This is a genomic window from Acidiplasma sp. MBA-1 (assembly GCF_000949015.1).
In the GTDB taxonomy this organism is placed as follows: Archaea; Thermoplasmatota; Thermoplasmata; order Thermoplasmatales; family Thermoplasmataceae; genus Acidiplasma; species Acidiplasma aeolicum.
This window is the reverse complement of sequence record NZ_JYHS01000005.1, coordinates 170821-187542: the sequence shown is the minus strand read 5'-3', so window position 1 is coordinate 187542 and position 16722 is coordinate 170821. Positions and strand designations below refer to the sequence as shown.

Here is a 16722-nt window from a genome sequence, read left to right as displayed (position 1 = left end):
ATCTGGTGAAAATCTATAATATATTATAGGATAAAAATATAAAATTTTTAATAAAAATAATTTAAATTAAATCCTCCAGCTGTTCCACAAGCTCGGGATATTTTAACTGAACCGCCTTTAGTATCTCCTCAACTGAAATATCCTTGATTTTTACATCGGATATGACATCAACCAGTTTGTCCATTGTATCGTCGCTTAATGTTGCCAGTTTTTCCTTGGCATACCAGTTTCTTAGGTGCTTTCTCTCAAATTTGTTTTTTACCATTATATCATAGTTCTTCATCATTGTCTCTGAAAAGTCATTGGCATCTATCGCCTTTTTGGCAACCTCTGCGGCATATTTTCCTGAAATAAGCCCGTTTGCTATGCCACCGCCCGTTATTGGGTCTATAAGCCTTGCAGCATCACCAACTGTCAGGAGCCCTGGCATTGACATTTTATCCTTTACCCTGTTAACAGAAACACCGCCGGTTATAACCTGTATTATTTTTCCCTTGTTATATCCTGGATGCGCCTTGATCCAATTGTCAAGATAATTCCTCACATCCCATCTATCCTTCATTTTTGATATGGTCACACCAATGCCAACATTTGCCTCGTGCGGCCCCTTTGGAAATACCCATATGTAACCTGCAGGTGCCACGGAACCAAGGTAGAAATCTGTATAATCCATATCTGAATCCACACCAACCATTCTGTATTCTATTGCAGATATTATGTCATTCTTTGCAAGTATTAATGATTTAAGCCCGGCCCACCTTCCAAATTCGCTTTCAAAGCCATCAGCTGCTATGACCATTTTTGCATGGACAGGAACCATCTCACCATTGTGCCTTATAACCGCACCTGAAACCTTGCCATCCTCATCCTTTATGACAGAAAGGGCAGGAGATTTTACCCATACATCAGCCCCCTCGGATGCTGCAAGTGCAGCCATGTACTTGTCAAATTTATCTCGCTCAATAACATAGCCAACCTCATTTCCGGCGGTTTCAGCTGTAAGCATAATGGGCTTTGTTTCGGACGGGCCATATATTCTGGCACCCTTAACCTCATCTGATATCCAGTGATCCTGTGGCTTAAGGTCAACCTCAGGCATCCATGCCTTGGAAACACCCTCACCGCATCTAACTGGAGATCCTATATCAGGCCGCTTTTCTATTAAAAGAGTTTTCAGTCCGTTTCTTGCAGCAAATCTGGCAGCCGAACTTCCAGCAGGGCCTGCACCAACAACCAAAACATCATAATTTAGCATGGAACCACTCCGCTGTTATTGCTGCTGTTGGACAGCCAACAACACAGAATCCACATTTAATGCATTTTTCTTCATTAATGTCTATGACAGTTTCGTCCATGAAAATTGCATCGGTGGGGCACATACCAACACATGCGCCACAATAATTGCATAGACTTCTGTCTACATCCATTTCACTTTTAACCTTCAATTCCATAAGGTTAAAAGACACATTGATATATCTATTTTTCTGTTATTTATATGGCTAAATGTTTATAAATAAATTTATTAAATTTTAAAATATTTTAATTCTTTTTTTATAAATGTGTTAATCCGCATAAAAATATTTTAAATATATTATTATAATAGTTAAAAATTAATAATAATTTTAAATAACCAATTCATGAATAAAAAATATGCCAATATTATTATAATTGCTGTTTCAATAATAATAGCAGCCCTTATAATCATCCCATTTGCAATTCAGCCCTTTGAGGAACCCTCAGGAAAATTTTTTAGGGTCAGCTCACACGGTGATAGCAGGGTAAATATTTTATTGGTGAGCTGGCTGGGATGCCCAATAGGCGCATCCCTTTCATGGCCCCTGTATTTTGCATTAACACATTATGGAAATGTATCGTATTATCAATGGCATTCAGACCCATCAGATGTTTATCCAGATACGCCTGGATTAATTTTCACTGGATTTAAATCAAATGCCATAAATGCAACATTTATTTACCTTTACAATGAGACCTTAACTGGAAATGCACAAAATAAAACCATTAATGGAAATCTTGTTGATTATGGGTTATCCGAATTAAAATCAAGTGTTAACGTCAGCGAATATGAAATAATAAAAAAGTACACAACACAGGAGTGGATTTCAGGCAGCTTCTTTCAGAGCAGTGCAGATTCAGTTTCACCACACCATATAAATACCGTTTTATTAATTTCAGGTCCAAACGGCACATACTTTTTAAATGGCGGTCTTTACAGCCCAAAGAATATATCATCATACAGCGATAATTATCTTTTGGAAAATGGATTAAATATAACATATATAAGGTCTGCGGAAAATGAAATAGAAAATCAAATAAAAGCAGTTGAATAATTTTTATTTATTGTTCTGTATTAAATAAAGGTATAAATAAAGTTTTTAAATATATCATGGAAAAAAATGATAATAGCCACAGTATCTTTTAGGGATGGCAGGCTTGTTGAATCAGACCCTTCTGATGAAATTTCTGTTCTGGATATAAAAAGGTCACTTGCGTATGCATTTTTATATGACTATACGGTAAATGTTTATTCCAATAATTTAATTTACAGGGATGTTAAGGTCATTGCAATCAAATTTAATGAGAATGGAAACCTGTTTTTCACGGGAGTTTTTAGCCATGAAAAAAGGGTTATTAAAAAAAGTTTTTCATGGAGGGAAATAAATTACATTGACATAAATATAAATAAGGAGCCCGAAAGTTATTACTGAGGTTTTAATTTATATGAAAATTTCTGTTTTACCTTTTCAACCTTTGGTTTTATAACAATTCTGCAATATCCCTTCTCCGGATGCTTTGCAAAGTAATCCTTATGATAATCCTCGGCCGGATAAAAATTACGGTACGGTTCAACCGACACAACTATTTTATCATATTTTCCAGACGCTTCAAGGGATTTAATATAATCCAGAGACCTATTTCTCTGCTCTTCATTTGTATAAAAAATTGCCGTACGGTAATTTGTACCTATGTCCTCACCCTGCCTGTTTAATGTTGTTGGGTCTATTGCCGAAAAATATATCTCAAGCAGGTCATTAAAGCTGATTTGATCGTTATCAAATCTTATTTTAACGGTTTCTGCATGGCCTGTTTCCTGACTGCATACCTGCTCATATGTGGGATTTACCGTGGTCCCCCCTGAATAGCCAGGCTGGACATCAACAACACCCCTTATGTCCTTAAAAACAGCCTCCATGCACCAGAAGCAACCTCCAGCAAAATAACATACATCTTCCATAATTTTATATTCTAATTTAATAATTATAGATTTCTATAATAAATCTTATGAATTTATTTAATTATTCAAAATTTAGGTATTTGAAATTAATATAATAATTTCTTTATTTAAATATACATTTAAATATATTAATATAATATATAAAATATGAAAAATGTGGCAATTATAATTTCAACTGCAAATAAGGAAAAGGCAATAGCTGCAGCAACACTTGCCGGTGTTTCAAGAAAAAATAAATTTTTTGGAGATACAAAATTAATATTTTTTGGCCCAAGCGAGAGGTTTATAGCAGATAATGACGAAGCTATTATGAAACTTATAAATGACTATAATAGCGCTGGCAACTCACTTGCAATTGCGTGCAAACTGGTTGCAAATAACCTTAACCTTGCAGACAAACTTGAAAAGGTCAGCGCCATTAAGCTTGACATGGTGGGCCCGATAATAAAGGATCTGGCAGAAAAAGATTATGAGTTTTTAACATTCTAAATTTCTATGTAATTCATATTTATTTAAAAATTTATAAAACTGTATTTAACATTTTAAGGTCTTTTATTAATGGATTTAACCTTATAATATATTCTGGCAATTTTTATATACCTATTTAATAAGTTTTACGCCAATATAAATATAGTACAATATAACATATATAGAAAAACTTAAATTATATTTAGCGATATATACGTTTAAAAATAGAAAGTGAGAGGTGATAAAATGGTAAAGCTTGTTGCCTTCAGCATGGAAGGAACACTGTTAAAAAATAAAAATACCTGGAACAGGGTTATGTCTAAATTATCCAGGAATCCTTATTATAACATAATCTATAACTTTGATTATTTATATGACAATTTAAATAACAAGATTAATGTATCCATAAATAATACAGCATTTAACAAATTAATCGATGAATCCTTCGATTACATGGACCTTTATGATGGTATAGATGATACAATAAAAATACTGCACCAGAATGGAATAAAAGCTGCAATAATAACCGCTGGTGTAAAAAACTATGCTGATATAATAGCAAGGGAATTTAAGTTTGATTATTCCATAGCCAATGAAATGAAAATAATTTCTGGCAAAATAAGATTTATCAAAAATGTGGATTCAATTAGAAAGGAAATAATATTAAACAAATTAAGAATTAAAAACGGATTTAAAAAGGATGATATAATATCTGTTGGAAGCAGCCTGCAGGACATCTCAATGAAAAATGTATCTGGTAAATTTATAGCATTTAATCCTTCAGCAGTTGAGGTAATAAGGGTTGCGGATAAAATTATAGACGGTTCTGAATCCCTTCTTGATATACTAAACGAACCGATAAATGCATAATAAAAATATATTTTAATTAAAAAGAATTATAAAATATATATGGTTTTTGTAATTATATCAGATGATCTTACCGGAGCCTCAGGAATGGCCTCAATGCTGAATAATTCAATTACAGTACCATATTATAATATTAAACTTATAGATATCAATGCATACGATTACGTATGTGTTGATATAGAAACCAGAAATGCGGATGAGCAAAAATCAATTGATAGATTTAAAATGGTTTTAAAGTTTTATTGCAATGAAACAATATTATTAAGAATAGACAGCGCCCTCAGGGGTAATATAAAAGCATACCTGATGGAATTTTCAAAAATGGGTAAAATAATAATAACCGATACCATTCCGGAGTATGAAAGATACACTGAAGATAAAAAAACATTTTATCGCGGTGATTTTAAAAATTTAATGGATTTCATACCAGAAAACAGGAATATAACCATTATGGATTCAAGAAATTATAACGATATTAAAATGATAGCATATGAATGTGTAAAAACCGGGTCACTGCCTGTCGACCCTGGAATTTTAATAAAAACCTACCTGACAATCATATAGTTATTTAAAATAATATATTTATATATTAATGTTATATTATAATATTAACCATGAAGGCAAATGAACTAAAGAACCTTTTAAGAATATCAGGAAAAACATTGAATGCATATGCAATGGATGGAAAAATAGGATATGTTGTAATACCAAATAATAAATATAATGACAATGATGGGAATGTTTACAGGATTCTTAATAATGATATAAAAGGAAAAAATAATAATCAGAACTTTGTTCAATTAACTTTTAATATGCTGATAAATCAGATTTATTACAAGGCCAGAGAATATAAAATAAATCTAATTATCCATGATGAATCATATACATCCAAATGCTCATTTATTGATAAAGAAACTATGGAAAAGCATGAAATGTATTTGGGTAAGAGAATCAAAAGAGAAATCTTTAGATCATTAAATGGTATATTAATACATGCAGATTTACATGCATCATATAATATTATAAAAAAGCAATCCCTGAAGCATTTGATGCGTTCTAGGGCATTGGGTTGTATCCAGGAAGTTTAAGCATGAAAGAAATAATAATTTCTAAAGGAGTTGTTAAACATGAATAACAAAAACCATAACCTGATTAATAAAATTGCAATAGTTATCGGCACAAACACATACGAAACGTTGATGCAGATCCATCATATGCTATTGAATGGACTTAAGATCCATAATATATCTGATGAAACCGGTGAGACTGACATTTATTATTTTGGAACCAATAACTGGAGGAACATAAATAGTAAGGACTTTATAAATAAATTAAAAAAATATGATCTAATAATTATAAGTGGTGGTGAAACTGCGTTTTCATTGCTTAATTCCTCGGAATTTAAATTCATAAAGAATATGCAATGTTTCATGCCACTCGTTTCATGCGGAATAATAAACGGTGGAGATCTGGATTCAAAATATGTAATTTTAAAGGGGGGTGGCATTGGTGGCCCAGATATTTATTTTAAAATAATTGATTATTTTAAAAAACTTTATAATTAGGTTATTTTATTATAATTATTGTATTAACTAAATATAAATAGTATTTAAAAATAACAATTTATGGTAAATATTGGCATAACCCTTGGTGACCCATCCGGAATAGGGCCTGAAATAGTTGCAAAATCTCTTGCATCAATGAATGATGATAAAAATCATTTCATTTTATTCGGTGATAGGGATAATTTTGAGGATATCTTAAAAATATGTGGCATAAATTCTAAAATAAAATCTGATTTTGAATTTGTAAATGTTGGGAATGGGCAGAGGATAGAAACCGGAAGGGTAAATGCATATTCAGGTGAAATTGCAGTGAAAAGCATTGAGGAGGCCGTCAAATACGCTTTAAAAAATAAGGTCGATGCAATTGCCACAGCACCAATAAATAAGGAGGCAATAAAACTTGCAGGTTCAAAATATATTGATCATACATCAATGTTAATGGATTTAACCGGGTCAAATTTTGTCTCCACACTTTTTGAGGTAAAAAACCTTAGAATAACCTTTTTATCAAAGCATATGTCACTAATGGAGGCTGTTAAATATGTTAAAAAGGACAATGTTAAAAGGGCCATTATTGAGACATATTATTCGATGAGGCTTTTAGGCTTTAACAATCCAAAAATAGCCGTGGCGGCATTGAATCCACATGCAGGGGAATTAGGCATGTTTGGCAGTGAGGAAATAAATGAAATTAGGCCTGCCATTGAGGAATTTATGGGAAAAATTAATGTTTATGGCCCGGTACCGGCTGATTCCGTTTTTCATTATGCGTCACTGGGAAATTATGATGCTGTTTTATCATTATACCATGACCAGGGGCATATAGCCGCAAAAACATATGACTTTGATCATACAGTTAGCATGAATCCTGGGCTGCCATTTTTAAGAACTTCGGTTGACCACGGAACTGCATTCGATATAGCAGGAAAAAACATGGCTTCCCATATTAGCATGATGGAGGCAATAATCAAGGCTGAAAAATACGGCATATTATATAAGGGCAATTATATGAGTCTCAAACACGAAATATCTGAGGTTATTAAATAGGTTAAAAATAAATTATTTTTAAAAAAATATTCTTTTATTGCAAATACTTATATATTAATGACCCATTTTATTTAATATGTCCAAAAAGGATAGTATTATACCAATAGTTACACCATTTGTGAATAATAAAATAGATACCGAACTTTTTATAAAGCATGGTGAGAATCTTTTAAAAAATAAAATGGATTTTCTATTTATGGCTGGCAGCACCGGGCTGGGCCCATCAGTGACGCCTGATGAAAGAAAAAAACTTGTGGATGCATTTTTGTACACACCGGATAATATTATACTCCAGTGCGGTTCCATTAATTTAGAGGATTCACTTGATCTTGCCAGATATGCAAAAAGCAATAAAATTCATGCGGTTGCTGCCCTGCCACCCTACTATTTTACGGGATTTAAACGTGAATGGCTTGTTAATTATTTCCTTAAAATATCAAGCATTTATCCAACAATAATTTATAATTATCCAGGGACAACCGGGTATGATATAACATATGATATTATAAAAGATATAAGGAAGGCCGGTGGAAATATAATAGGAATTAAGGAAACAACATATGACATGCATGAGATATTATCAGTTAAGGATAATATAGATGATATCAGGGTTTACACAGGGCCAGATGAATATGTTCTTTCAGCGTACAGGGAAAACCTGGATGGATATGTATCCGGAGCAGGCAACTATGCATATAGGTACCTTAATATAATAGCCGAAAACTATTCAAATGAAACCGGAAGAAAGGCCCAGCTGGCAGTAAACAGCCTCGCAGCCCTTGCAAGGAAATATGGCCCCTGGTCGGCAACATACAATCTTGTTAAGATTATTACAGGCAATGATGTTGGGCAGCCAAGGGAACCAATAATGCCTTTAAGTGATAATGATGCCAGATCACTGGAAGTTGAGGCAAAAAAACTAATGGACGGCTTTAAATTTTAATTACAAATTTTTTAATCCCATGCAAAATGCCTTAAAAAATGTTTAATTATAAATACAGTATATTTGTGAAAATATCAATTATATTGCCTATTCCAATTGTTTCGTGCGGATTCGGCCTTGACCTGCTTGAAATATATACACCATATGGTTCGTAGGTTTTATCAGCTTTTAAATCCCCATATGGGGAAAATATGATAAACTCATCAAATTTTCTTATAATTTCACCTATGCTTTTATCTATTAATGAATAAACATCGCACCTTTCCCCGGCATCAAGGTAATTATTAAGGCTGTTTATTGCTGCTATTACCGGGCCACAGTCAATGTGGTTATTAATTTCCTTAAATACACCATTTATTTCCTCATTAAAATCCGAATTTAAATAATTGGATGAGTAATCCCCATCTGTTGGATTTTTTACAGGTATGTTAATTAGAACCGGATTAAGTTTTTTCAATCCCTCAGGAAAATCATAATTGCCATTATTGTATCTCATTATCTTCTTCCATGAGTTTTCTATGCCCTGGTCAAGGCTGTTAAATACAACCCCCCTGCCAGAGGTATTAAACAGATTCACTATATTTGGAATCTGGCATCTCATAAAATAGCCGTAACTAAATCCTGTAATCCCAAGCATTAGTGATTTTGCATTAACCATTTTAATTTACCCTCCAGAACATTAAAAGGTACAACACCAACAGACCTTTCCACAAGACTTCCATTCTTAAAAAATAAAACGGTTGGAAGGCCAGTAACACTGTACTGGTATAATAATTCCATATTTTCATCACCATTTACCTTTGCAACTGATATTCCGGGATATTTTTTTGAAAGGTCCTCAACAAGTGGTGATAAAATATGGCATGGTGCACACCAAGGGGCCCAGAAATCAATAACTGAAATTTCATGGGTTTTTATAAATTCCTGGAAATTATCTTTATTAAGCTCGACAATTTTATCCTTTTGATTAAGAGAGTTCAAAAGCTCATTTAATTTCTTTTGATGGAGCCTTTCCTCCTCATCGTCTTCCATTGAATGTATATTAAAAAATAATATTTATTTTTTTCATATTAAGGATTTTATATCATAAATATGAATTATAAAACGTCATATTTTTATTGCGATTATTAATCTAAAATCATGCAGAAAATACCCGGAGTTTATGCCCTTGGCATAAATGTAATTCCCGGAAATTACAGAATTGGTGCAATAGGTGAATACCATATATCAGGAAATTATTTTTATGTGGGCAGTGCCATTAATGGATTGTATCAGCGTGTTTGCAGGCATTTAAATAAAAATAAGAAGAAGCACTGGCATATTGATTACCTAAATTTCGATGTGAGAATTATTGTTGCGGCCAGAACCGAAAATCATCAAAAGGAAAGTGAAATATGCAATTATATAAAATCAGATTACATAAAAAATTTTGGTTCAACAGATACAGGAAATAAATCTCATCTGTTCTATTGCAGTATAAACGAGGTTGAAAATGCATTTAAAATGGCAGGATTAAAATTTTATGTTATTGACCCGGACTGCGGCAGCCTATCACTTGCACTTAAAAAAATGCAATAAATCATTAATTTCCTGCCTGAAATGATTAAATAAATTTTATTGATTGTTTAAAATATGTATAATAAAAATTTATTTATAAAATTCATTAAAAAGATCGGGGGTGGCATTGTTGGATACCTTTAATTACAGGGCACAGGATGATGTTCTATCAAAAAATTATCCACCATGGGTCAGAAGGACCATTGAAATACCTGTTATAAATATATACAGCGCATTTATAGAATCTGAAAAAAAATATTCAAAAAATGCAGCAGTTGAATTTATGGGAACATTAATCACATATGAAGATTTAAAAAATGAGATAAATAATACAGCGGATCTTTTAAATTCCCATGGCATAAAGAAGGGTGATAGGGTTGCCGTAATGCTTCCCAATGTACCCCAGTATGTCATTGTATTCTTTGCATTGATGAGCCTTGGTGCAATCATTGTTCAGTTAAACCCACTTTATACTGAACGCGAAATCATTGATGAACTTCAGGATTCAGAAAGTGATACTATAATAACACTTGATGAATTCTCCGGGAAAATACTTAAATTTTATCCAAAGAAAATAAAGAGGATATTCTTTGCAGGCATTGGTGATTACCTGCCACCAATTATTTCCTGGATATATAAATTATCGAGGAGGAATTTAACCAGAGTAAATTTTAACGAAAATATCATAAGATTGAAACGGAATAAAAATTTAAATTCCAGGGAAACGCCGCGAAATAATATAGATCCAGAGAATGATCCGGCCCTGTTCCAGTACACTGGAGGAACCACAGGAGTTCCCAAGGCTGCGGTTCTAACACATTATAATTTAATAGCAAATGCATACCAGATCAGGGAATGGCTTCCAGATGAGTTTAAATATAATATATCTTTTTTGTCCTCAATACCATTTTTCCATGTATACGGCATGATGACTGCCATGCTATCTCCACTGCTCTCAGGTTCAAAAATAATTTTGATCCCCGATCCAAGGGATATAAAAATGACACTTAAAATAATAAATAAATCTAAACCAACAGCCTTTCCTGGAATACCAACCTTATACCATTCAATTATGAATTATAGGGACGTATCAAAATATAACCTGCGGGACATCAGGGTATGCATTTCAGGGGCCATGCCACTGCCGGTTGAACTCCAGAAGGATTTTGAAAAAATTACCGGTGCGGTTGTTGTTGAGGGCTATGGCCTGAGTGAAACATCACCTGTTGCAAACATCAATCCGATTGTATCCGATAATGATATAACACATAGAAGGATGGGTTCAGTTGGCATGCCTGTTCCAAACACATATGAAAAGATCGTTTCAATAGACGATGGCATTACCGAGGTGCCCATTGGGTCTCCGGGTGAGCTGTTAATTAAGGGTCCGCAGGTCATGAAGGGCTACTGGAACAGGCCCGATGAGAATAATAATGTTTTAAGCGATGGCTGGCTCCATACAGGTGACATAGCAAAAATGGACAATGATGGCTATGTTTACATACTTGACAGGAAGAAGGACATGATCATAGCCGGAGGCTATAATATATACCCCAGGGAGATAGAGGAGGTTTTATACCAGAATCCCAGGATATCAGAATGTGCTGTAATAGGCATAAGGGATGAGCACCGTGGTGAAACGGTAAAGGCTGTAATAGTAAGGAATGATAATACATTAACAGAGGATGATGTAATAAATTTCTGCAGGGATAAGCTTGCAGTTTACAAGGTGCCAAAAATCATAGAATTCAGGGATGAGCTGCCAAAAACACTTGTTGGTAAAATCGATAAAAAATTGCTGGTAAATGAAAATCTTGACCGTATCATTCCAAAATGAAATTATATAATTATCATCTTTTTATTTTTAATTAAAATTTAAAAAAAATCATATTGCCAGTAAATTTTATTATAATCTACTGGGCAATCTGCTGAAGCTGCTGCATAAGCTGCTTTTCAACATGATCTGTCCACGCAATCTCGGGGACATCAACAACAATAAAAATCTCCGATAAAAATAAGGCCTCGATTGCCGTTACCCCAAGATTTTGGAGAAGCTTTCCAACGCCAACATGAACATGTATGCCATCATCCTGCTTTTCAAAGGTAAATGTTAATGCCCTGTCGGCTGCAATAATATCCCTTAAAATGCCAGCCTTCTGTGCCTGCAATATGGCCTTATTATCCTGCACATTGCTCTGAACCTTCCAGTTATTATTTGTAAGGTAATCTGAGAAATCCTGCACAACAGCCTTTAAATCCTTCTGTGTGTTAAACACCCTCTCCTTTTTGAATATTTCCATAACATTATATCAAAATTTACTACTTAAATATTTAGTTTAAATTTTTATGTTATTTTCAGGTATTTTCAAATGTTTTCCATATAATTTCGTGAAATAAATGGTTATGATTAAAATTGAATAAATCAGCAGTATAAGTTCAGAATATAAAAATGGAAATCCAAAATCAGAAAATGTATAATAGAAAGCTACAAGAATGATTATTGATGAAATTGATGGAAGCACGGCATCGGTCAGCATTGATTTTCTTACCCTGCTCAATCCAGTATTTGTTATTAAATGTATAATAAGTGTAGATAATGAGCTTACAGTGGCATACATAATAAACTCGTCTAAAAATCCGGAATATGAAAAATATAGATAAAATACTGCACCGGAAATTAATGCAGAAACAGTGAATATGATTGCAGTGAGGTAAAGCGCATTGTGCGGGACACTGTGGCTGTTAAGTTTTAAAAACCTTTCCGGAAGGAATCCATCCCTGGCCATTGCGTATATGTTTCTTGTTAATGATGTTGCAATTGTATTAAACAATGTATAAATAATTATAATATTCAAAATGAAGAATATTAAATCAACAACACGGCCTGCATGGCTCTGTATCACCATAAATGAGGGTATTAATAAATTGCTGAAATTATCCATGCTATTTATCCCAAAGCCAACAACAAGGGCGTATGATATTAAAAGGTCGAGGACGCCAATTATAAGTATCATTGCCAGAATTGCAATGCCAATATTCCTTTTGGGCTCCCTTGCTTCCTCACCAAGTGGAACAATTGATCCATACCCTGTGTATGCAAGGAAGCTTCCTGTTATAAATCCAAGGAATAATGATTTATATCCTGACACCGGTGTGAATGGTATTATTGAATTATCATGCGATGTTATGATGATTTCCACAGATATTATCACAACAAATGCAATCTCAATGGAATTTAAAATTATCTGGGATCTAAACGATGGCCTTAATCCCCTGTAAACCATATAAAATGATGGCATTATTAATAGTGAAATAATTATTACAGAAAAATAGAATGGAATATTTATTCCGGTGATATATTCAAGCGCCGGATTAAAAATCATTATAAAGAACGAAAAAACAAACATCAAATTTGCAATCTGATAAAGTATATAAACATACGATGTAAAAAAACCTGTGCCATGCCCGAGGCTCATTGATGCATATCCATAATACCCGCGGGCGGAGGCTGTTCTTTTTGAGAACTGGTACAGTGTATTTCCTGTAAGAAGCGATGCCACCATGCCTATTAAAAATGCCAGGGGGCTTGCACCCAGTGCGAAGGCAGCCACGCTTATAATCCCATCAAATGTAAATAATGGAGATAGCTGTCCCATTCCCTGAAAAATTAATCCTGAAAGTCCTAATGTATTTTTTTTAAGTTCATTATCCATGCATGTGTATTGCAACTTTTTATTTAACCTTGATGAAAAGTATTCATTAATGTTTATTATATATACATAATATATTTAAATAAATTATCCGCCACACAATAAATTTTTAATATAAATGAATGATAATTTACTGATTAAAATGTTTAAAAATATAGGAATTATAGGAGCAGGTGCAATGGGATCTGCCATAGCCGAGGTGTTTGCATACAATGAATTTAATGTGGTTTTAAAGGATGTTAATATGGATTTTGCCACAAGGGGCCTTAAGCACATAGAAAAAATTGTTGATGATTATAATTCCTATTATGAAAGGCTTCCAGAAAGGGAGGTATCAAGAATTGAGAGGATGGGATTAAAGCTTAGCCTGGAGCAGAAGGAAAAAATCAATAATTATTTTTCGCATAAAATAGACAAAAATGATCTGGAAAAAAGAATAAAAATTACAGATAAATATGAGGACCTTTCAAAATGTGATCTGGTCATTGAGGCAGCATTTGAAAAACAGGAAATTAAAAATGGAATATTTAAGGAGATTTCAGGATATTTATCTGATGATGCCATTATGGCAACAAATACCTCATCGTTAAGCGTTACCGAGATGGCATCATATTATAAGAATCCGAAAAAGGTAATATTAATGCATTTCTTTAATCCGCCATACACACTGCCACTTGTTGAAATCGCGCCATCAACACAGGGTTCTGATGATGCCGCAAAACAGGCCTATGACCTTTTGAAGGGTATGAAAAACCATAGAAACAATATGCAGCCGGTGATGACCAGGGACAAAACTGGATTTATTGTAAACAGAATTTTGCTGCAGGTAATTAATGAGGCCATAAAGGTCTATGATGAAAATATAGCCACAAAGGAGGATATAGATACTGCAATGAAATATGGTGCCGGATTCCCAATGGGGCCATTTGAACTTGCCGATTATGTGGGCCTTGATATTGTTTATGATGTGTTAAAAACATTTAAGGATGTTTACGGCGACAGATTTAATTTATCTGAAACATTGACAAATCTCATCAGGGCAGGTTATATGGGCAGAAAGTCTGGAAGGGGATTCTATGATTATACAAAATAATATTATTTTTAAATATTAAATTCCGGAAGCATGCATTGCAAAAAGCTTAATGTTTATGTTAAAATAAAAGTACATGGACTGTGATGATCTCGGATATATGATAATTTACCGGAGAAATGGAACATATATTGAAATTTCACATGATGAAACCGTAAATTTATGTAAAAGGGCGCTTGAGGCCGGCATACCACTTCCAGAATTAATTAAAAAAGAGGTTATGCCAGATTTAAAGCTGATAAAGTTCCGGCATTAAAAATATATACTGAAAAATTAATATATTAATGAAATGATTAAAGCCTATAAATTCTTTATAGCATCATTAATTTCCTCGGTAATAATCTCCCTTATTTTTTATTTAATGAATGGATCCATTTATATATTAATTCTGAACATTGCATTATACTTTATTATAATAACATCGATATTTATAATTCCATTCAGCATATACAATCATTTATCATACTCAAGTACATTGAAGGGCTTAAGAAAATACAGCATTTCATCATTAAAAAATACCTATAATTTTTCTGATTCGTATTTTGTAATAATAAAAAATAATAATTTTGATGTGAATAAATCGGTAATGGAAAACAATGATGTAGAGGCATTAATATGCATTAATGACAGGTATCTATTATTCTTCCAGTCTGCCGATTTTAATATAATATCTGCTGTTCCATTTATTTCCATAAAAATAAATGATATAACTGAAATTTCACAGAAAAATAAAAGCATATTATTTCCAGCGGTATCGTATAATATTGAATTAAAATGCACATTTTTTGATTTAAAAACATATTATAATGCATACAAACTTTTAATCCTGCATGGAAAAACTGATAAATTTATAATTAATTTAATTAAAAAAAGAAATAATTTATTTAAATAATCAGAAGGTTACATCTGCGGTTGCAAATTTTGCCTTCTGTGTTGGTACAACCAGTGTTACCTTGTATTTTCCTGAGAGATTGTGGTGCAGGCTTGTTGTGAGGTTCATGTATATAGTTGCCTCATCACCAAGAGGAACGTATATCCCATTATATTGATTATATTTTACATTGTCACGGTAATGGTATTTTGCATCAACAACCCTGTATATATCCATGCTTATATTCTGTGATGTTAATGTTATATTCTTTCCGGTTGTTACATTTGTTAATATTATCTCAGTTACCGCTGCCTGGTTTGGGCCATCAAGATCTGTTACATTAAACACCAGTATTGATCCAGATGTATTATTCATTGCATAAGGTGATCCCTGGAACTGCACATCAGGAACCTTTGAATCATTAAATAGCTTTCCATAGACATTTCCATATGCTATCTGTCCTGTTACCAGTGTGAATGCAACAACTATTATTGCAAATACAAGGGTTACCACCAGTATTTTACCTGTTGTTGTTTGCCAGTATTTATTTTCCTTTTTGTTATCATTTTTCACAGGCTTCATTTTTATCACCATAATTTAATCCATTTCAATATGGGTATGTTCTTTGATATTCCCCTGTCTCCGAATTTCTTGTAAAGGAAGTAGTCAAGTCCCATTGCCCTGCCGGCACCTATTAGCATTAACGTGAGTGAACCAGCAAATAATAGTATGCCTATCTGCCATTCATCTTCACACGTTGCGCCAAGCCAGAATGCAGGCTGGAATCCTATTGCCATCATTGCACCACCGAATGCCGCGAGCCTTGTCAGGAAACCCACAATTAAAAGTACACCTGCAGTTAGTTAAACGAATGAGAAGAATGTAATAAACGGTGCTGAAAATCCCGGATGTTCCAATGCGAATAATAAAAATCCCTTAAAAAATCCTGCATGTGGAAGGAATGATACCAGCTTGTTAAGAACAAAGGTAGGGGTTCCAACTGCAAGCTTTTGTGGTGCAAGAACTGCCTTTCTTAATCCACCATCAAAGTAATCCCAGCCAACTGCAAATCTCAATATCCATGTATACAGGGTTGGGGTTACGATCTTTGTCTGGCCCTCCAGACCATTTAAATCGACCTCAGCATTACTTGTATTTAACATTTTTTATCAGGCATTATATTGTATGAAAATATATAAATTTTTTCATATCTCTGATTATTTTTATGAAAACTTGAATAATTTATGAATTTATACATCTTTAATTCCCAAAATAAAAAAAAATAATTACATTTCATTATTTTTTATCTGAAACTTTCAAATAAATTTGAGATTTCTATATATATTAATAT

The 16722-nt window shown here is 33.2% G+C and carries 22 protein-coding genes and 1 pseudogene; 14 read left to right on the top strand and 9 right to left on the bottom strand.

What is annotated here, in order from left to right; translation table 11 throughout:
- Positions 1–61: 61 nt before the first annotated feature.
- Complete coding sequence (locus tag TZ01_RS08675) at positions 62–1255, bottom strand: digeranylgeranylglycerophospholipid reductase (RefSeq protein WP_048102464.1); 1194 nt, start codon at positions 1253–1255, stop codon at positions 62–64.
- Positions 1242–1451, bottom strand: coding sequence for a DUF362 domain-containing protein (locus TZ01_RS08670; protein WP_048102553.1), 210 nt, complete (start codon positions 1449–1451; stop codon positions 1242–1244). The genes TZ01_RS08675 and TZ01_RS08670 overlap by 14 nt, the downstream gene beginning before the upstream one ends.
- Before the next feature lie 186 nt (positions 1452–1637).
- Here TZ01_RS08670 and TZ01_RS08665 point away from each other — a divergent pair, with 186 nt between their 5' ends.
- Together TZ01_RS08665 and TZ01_RS08660 are read left to right on the top strand one after the other, a co-directional pair.
- The gene (locus TZ01_RS08665; RefSeq protein ID WP_048102462.1) at positions 1638–2348 is read left to right on the top strand and encodes a DUF929 domain-containing protein; all 711 of its coding nucleotides are present in this window, start codon (positions 1638–1640) and stop codon (positions 2346–2348) included.
- Positions 2349–2414: 66 nt separating this feature from the next.
- Positions 2415–2726 carry a hypothetical protein gene (locus tag TZ01_RS08660; RefSeq protein ID WP_048102461.1) on the top strand — a complete coding sequence of 104 codons (312 nt, stop codon included), beginning with the start codon at positions 2415–2417 and terminating at the stop codon, positions 2724–2726.
- On the opposite strand, the gene msrA is transcribed toward TZ01_RS08660, so the two are convergent.
- Positions 2720–3253 (bottom strand): peptide-methionine (S)-S-oxide reductase MsrA, encoded by a 534-nt coding sequence (gene msrA / locus TZ01_RS08655; RefSeq protein WP_048102460.1) that lies wholly within the window; start codon positions 3251–3253, stop codon positions 2720–2722. The genes TZ01_RS08660 and msrA overlap by 7 nt on opposite strands.
- Before the next feature lie 147 nt (positions 3254–3400).
- Here msrA and TZ01_RS08650 point away from each other — a divergent pair, with 147 nt between their 5' ends.
- The 7 genes from TZ01_RS08650 (at position 3401) to TZ01_RS08620 (ending at position 8143) form a co-directional block, all read left to right on the top strand.
- Positions 3401–3742 carry a hypothetical protein gene (locus tag TZ01_RS08650; protein WP_048102458.1) on the top strand — a complete coding sequence of 114 codons (342 nt, stop codon included), beginning with the start codon at positions 3401–3403 and terminating at the stop codon, positions 3740–3742.
- A 225-nt stretch (positions 3743–3967) separates the two neighbouring features.
- On the top strand, positions 3968–4591 hold the full coding sequence (locus TZ01_RS08645) for an HAD family phosphatase (RefSeq protein WP_156150353.1): 624 nt from the start codon (positions 3968–3970) through the stop codon (positions 4589–4591).
- Between the two features lie 39 nt (positions 4592–4630).
- Complete coding sequence (locus TZ01_RS08640; RefSeq protein ID WP_048102456.1) at positions 4631–5152, top strand: four-carbon acid sugar kinase family protein; 522 nt, start codon at positions 4631–4633, stop codon at positions 5150–5152.
- A gap of 50 nt (positions 5153–5202) precedes the next feature.
- Positions 5203–5676: an IS200/IS605 family accessory protein TnpB-related protein gene (locus TZ01_RS08635; protein ID WP_052656885.1), complete on the top strand. Its 474-nt coding sequence runs from the start codon at positions 5203–5205 to the stop codon at positions 5674–5676.
- A 39-nt stretch (positions 5677–5715) separates the two neighbouring features.
- Positions 5716–6153 carry a hypothetical protein gene (locus tag TZ01_RS08630; protein ID WP_048102455.1) on the top strand — a complete coding sequence of 146 codons (438 nt, stop codon included), beginning with the start codon at positions 5716–5718 and terminating at the stop codon, positions 6151–6153.
- A 60-nt stretch (positions 6154–6213) separates the two neighbouring features.
- Positions 6214–7200 carry a 4-hydroxythreonine-4-phosphate dehydrogenase PdxA gene (locus TZ01_RS08625; protein ID WP_048102454.1) on the top strand — a complete coding sequence of 329 codons (987 nt, stop codon included), beginning with the start codon at positions 6214–6216 and terminating at the stop codon, positions 7198–7200.
- Between the two features lie 76 nt (positions 7201–7276).
- Positions 7277–8143: a dihydrodipicolinate synthase family protein gene (locus TZ01_RS08620; protein ID WP_048102452.1), complete on the top strand. Its 867-nt coding sequence runs from the start codon at positions 7277–7279 to the stop codon at positions 8141–8143.
- 46 nt (positions 8144–8189) lie between these two features.
- Here TZ01_RS08620 and TZ01_RS08615 read toward each other — a convergent pair whose 3' ends face one another.
- Both TZ01_RS08615 and TZ01_RS08610 read right to left on the bottom strand, forming a co-directional pair.
- On the bottom strand, positions 8190–8801 hold the full coding sequence (locus TZ01_RS08615; protein WP_048102451.1) for a hypothetical protein: 612 nt from the start codon (positions 8799–8801) through the stop codon (positions 8190–8192).
- Positions 8780–9175, bottom strand: coding sequence for a co-chaperone YbbN (locus TZ01_RS08610; protein ID WP_048102450.1), 396 nt, complete (start codon positions 9173–9175; stop codon positions 8780–8782). Before TZ01_RS08610 ends, TZ01_RS08615 begins: the two co-directional genes overlap by 22 nt.
- A 108-nt stretch (positions 9176–9283) precedes the next feature.
- On the opposite strand from TZ01_RS08610, the gene TZ01_RS08605 reads away from it, so the two are divergent.
- Both TZ01_RS08605 and TZ01_RS08600 read left to right on the top strand, forming a co-directional pair.
- A complete protein-coding gene (locus TZ01_RS08605) occupies positions 9284–9721 on the top strand; it encodes a DUF123 domain-containing protein (RefSeq protein WP_048102449.1) in 438 nt (145 codons plus the stop codon).
- Between the two features lie 109 nt (positions 9722–9830).
- Positions 9831–11537, top strand: a complete 1707-nt coding sequence (locus TZ01_RS08600; RefSeq protein ID WP_048102551.1) for a long-chain fatty acid--CoA ligase — start codon at positions 9831–9833, stop codon at positions 11535–11537.
- A 76-nt stretch (positions 11538–11613) separates the two neighbouring features.
- On the opposite strand, the gene TZ01_RS08595 is transcribed toward TZ01_RS08600, so the two are convergent.
- A complete protein-coding gene (locus TZ01_RS08595) occupies positions 11614–12000 on the bottom strand; it encodes a hypothetical protein (RefSeq protein WP_048102443.1) in 387 nt (128 codons plus the stop codon).
- 36 nt (positions 12001–12036) lie between these two features.
- Positions 12037–13413, bottom strand: a complete 1377-nt coding sequence (locus TZ01_RS08590) for an APC family permease (protein WP_048102441.1) — start codon at positions 13411–13413, stop codon at positions 12037–12039.
- Between the two features lie 139 nt (positions 13414–13552).
- Here TZ01_RS08590 and TZ01_RS08585 point away from each other — a divergent pair, with 139 nt between their 5' ends.
- The 3 genes from TZ01_RS08585 to TZ01_RS08575 all read left to right on the top strand — a co-directional run bounded on the left by TZ01_RS08585 (position 13553) and on the right by TZ01_RS08575 (position 15392).
- Positions 13553–14503 carry a 3-hydroxyacyl-CoA dehydrogenase family protein gene (locus TZ01_RS08585; RefSeq protein ID WP_048102549.1) on the top strand — a complete coding sequence of 317 codons (951 nt, stop codon included), beginning with the start codon at positions 13553–13555 and terminating at the stop codon, positions 14501–14503.
- Between the two features lie 73 nt (positions 14504–14576).
- A complete protein-coding gene (locus tag TZ01_RS08580; protein ID WP_048102439.1) occupies positions 14577–14756 on the top strand; it encodes a hypothetical protein in 180 nt (59 codons plus the stop codon).
- A gap of 33 nt (positions 14757–14789) precedes the next feature.
- A complete protein-coding gene (locus tag TZ01_RS08575) occupies positions 14790–15392 on the top strand; it encodes a hypothetical protein (protein ID WP_048102437.1) in 603 nt (200 codons plus the stop codon).
- Here the strand turns inward: TZ01_RS08575 and TZ01_RS09295 are convergent, their stop codons facing one another.
- Positions 15393–15953 (bottom strand): TQO small subunit DoxA domain-containing protein, encoded by a 561-nt coding sequence (locus TZ01_RS09295; protein ID WP_197065878.1) that lies wholly within the window; start codon positions 15951–15953, stop codon positions 15393–15395.
- Positions 15954–15958: 5 nt separating this feature from the next.
- Positions 15959–16534 (bottom strand): annotated as a pseudogene (locus TZ01_RS09885) (TQO small subunit DoxD).
- Between the last annotated feature and the right edge of the window lie 188 nt (positions 16535–16722).

Bases quoted from the DNA above. Each gene is read 5' to 3' on its own strand.
- msrA (WP_048102460.1), bottom strand. From the start codon at position 3,253: ATGGAAGATGTATGTTATTTTGCTGGAGGTTGCTTCTGGTGCATGGAG.
- TZ01_RS08575 (WP_048102437.1), top strand. From the start codon at position 14,790: ATGATTAAAGCCTATAAATTCTTTATAGCATCATTAATTTCCTCGGTA.
- TZ01_RS08635 (WP_052656885.1), top strand. From the start codon at position 5,203: ATGAAGGCAAATGAACTAAAGAACCTTTTAAGAATATCAGGAAAAACA.
- TZ01_RS08640 (WP_048102456.1), top strand. From the start codon at position 4,631: ATGGTTTTTGTAATTATATCAGATGATCTTACCGGAGCCTCAGGAATG.
- TZ01_RS08615 (WP_048102451.1), bottom strand. From the start codon at position 8,801: ATGGTTAATGCAAAATCACTAATGCTTGGGATTACAGGATTTAGTTAC.
- TZ01_RS08630 (WP_048102455.1), top strand. From the start codon at position 5,716: ATGAATAACAAAAACCATAACCTGATTAATAAAATTGCAATAGTTATC.
- TZ01_RS08670 (WP_048102553.1), bottom strand. From the start codon at position 1,451: ATGGAATTGAAGGTTAAAAGTGAAATGGATGTAGACAGAAGTCTATGC.
- TZ01_RS08665 (WP_048102462.1), top strand. From the start codon at position 1,638: ATGAATAAAAAATATGCCAATATTATTATAATTGCTGTTTCAATAATA.
- TZ01_RS08605 (WP_048102449.1), top strand. From the start codon at position 9,284: ATGCAGAAAATACCCGGAGTTTATGCCCTTGGCATAAATGTAATTCCC.
- TZ01_RS08650 (WP_048102458.1), top strand. From the start codon at position 3,401: ATGAAAAATGTGGCAATTATAATTTCAACTGCAAATAAGGAAAAGGCA.
- TZ01_RS08645 (WP_156150353.1), top strand. From the start codon at position 3,968: ATGGTAAAGCTTGTTGCCTTCAGCATGGAAGGAACACTGTTAAAAAAT.
- TZ01_RS08620 (WP_048102452.1), top strand. From the start codon at position 7,277: ATGTCCAAAAAGGATAGTATTATACCAATAGTTACACCATTTGTGAAT.
- TZ01_RS08595 (WP_048102443.1), bottom strand. From the start codon at position 12,000: ATGGAAATATTCAAAAAGGAGAGGGTGTTTAACACACAGAAGGATTTA.
- TZ01_RS08590 (WP_048102441.1), bottom strand. From the start codon at position 13,413: ATGGATAATGAACTTAAAAAAAATACATTAGGACTTTCAGGATTAATT.
- TZ01_RS08660 (WP_048102461.1), top strand. From the start codon at position 2,415: ATGATAATAGCCACAGTATCTTTTAGGGATGGCAGGCTTGTTGAATCA.
- TZ01_RS09295 (WP_197065878.1), bottom strand. From the start codon at position 15,953: ATGAAGCCTGTGAAAAATGATAACAAAAAGGAAAATAAATACTGGCAA.
- TZ01_RS08675 (WP_048102464.1), bottom strand. From the start codon at position 1,255: ATGCTAAATTATGATGTTTTGGTTGTTGGTGCAGGCCCTGCTGGAAGT.
- TZ01_RS08625 (WP_048102454.1), top strand. From the start codon at position 6,214: ATGGTAAATATTGGCATAACCCTTGGTGACCCATCCGGAATAGGGCCT.
- TZ01_RS08585 (WP_048102549.1), top strand. From the start codon at position 13,553: ATGTTTAAAAATATAGGAATTATAGGAGCAGGTGCAATGGGATCTGCC.
- TZ01_RS08580 (WP_048102439.1), top strand. From the start codon at position 14,577: ATGGACTGTGATGATCTCGGATATATGATAATTTACCGGAGAAATGGA.
- TZ01_RS08610 (WP_048102450.1), bottom strand. From the start codon at position 9,175: ATGGAAGACGATGAGGAGGAAAGGCTCCATCAAAAGAAATTAAATGAG.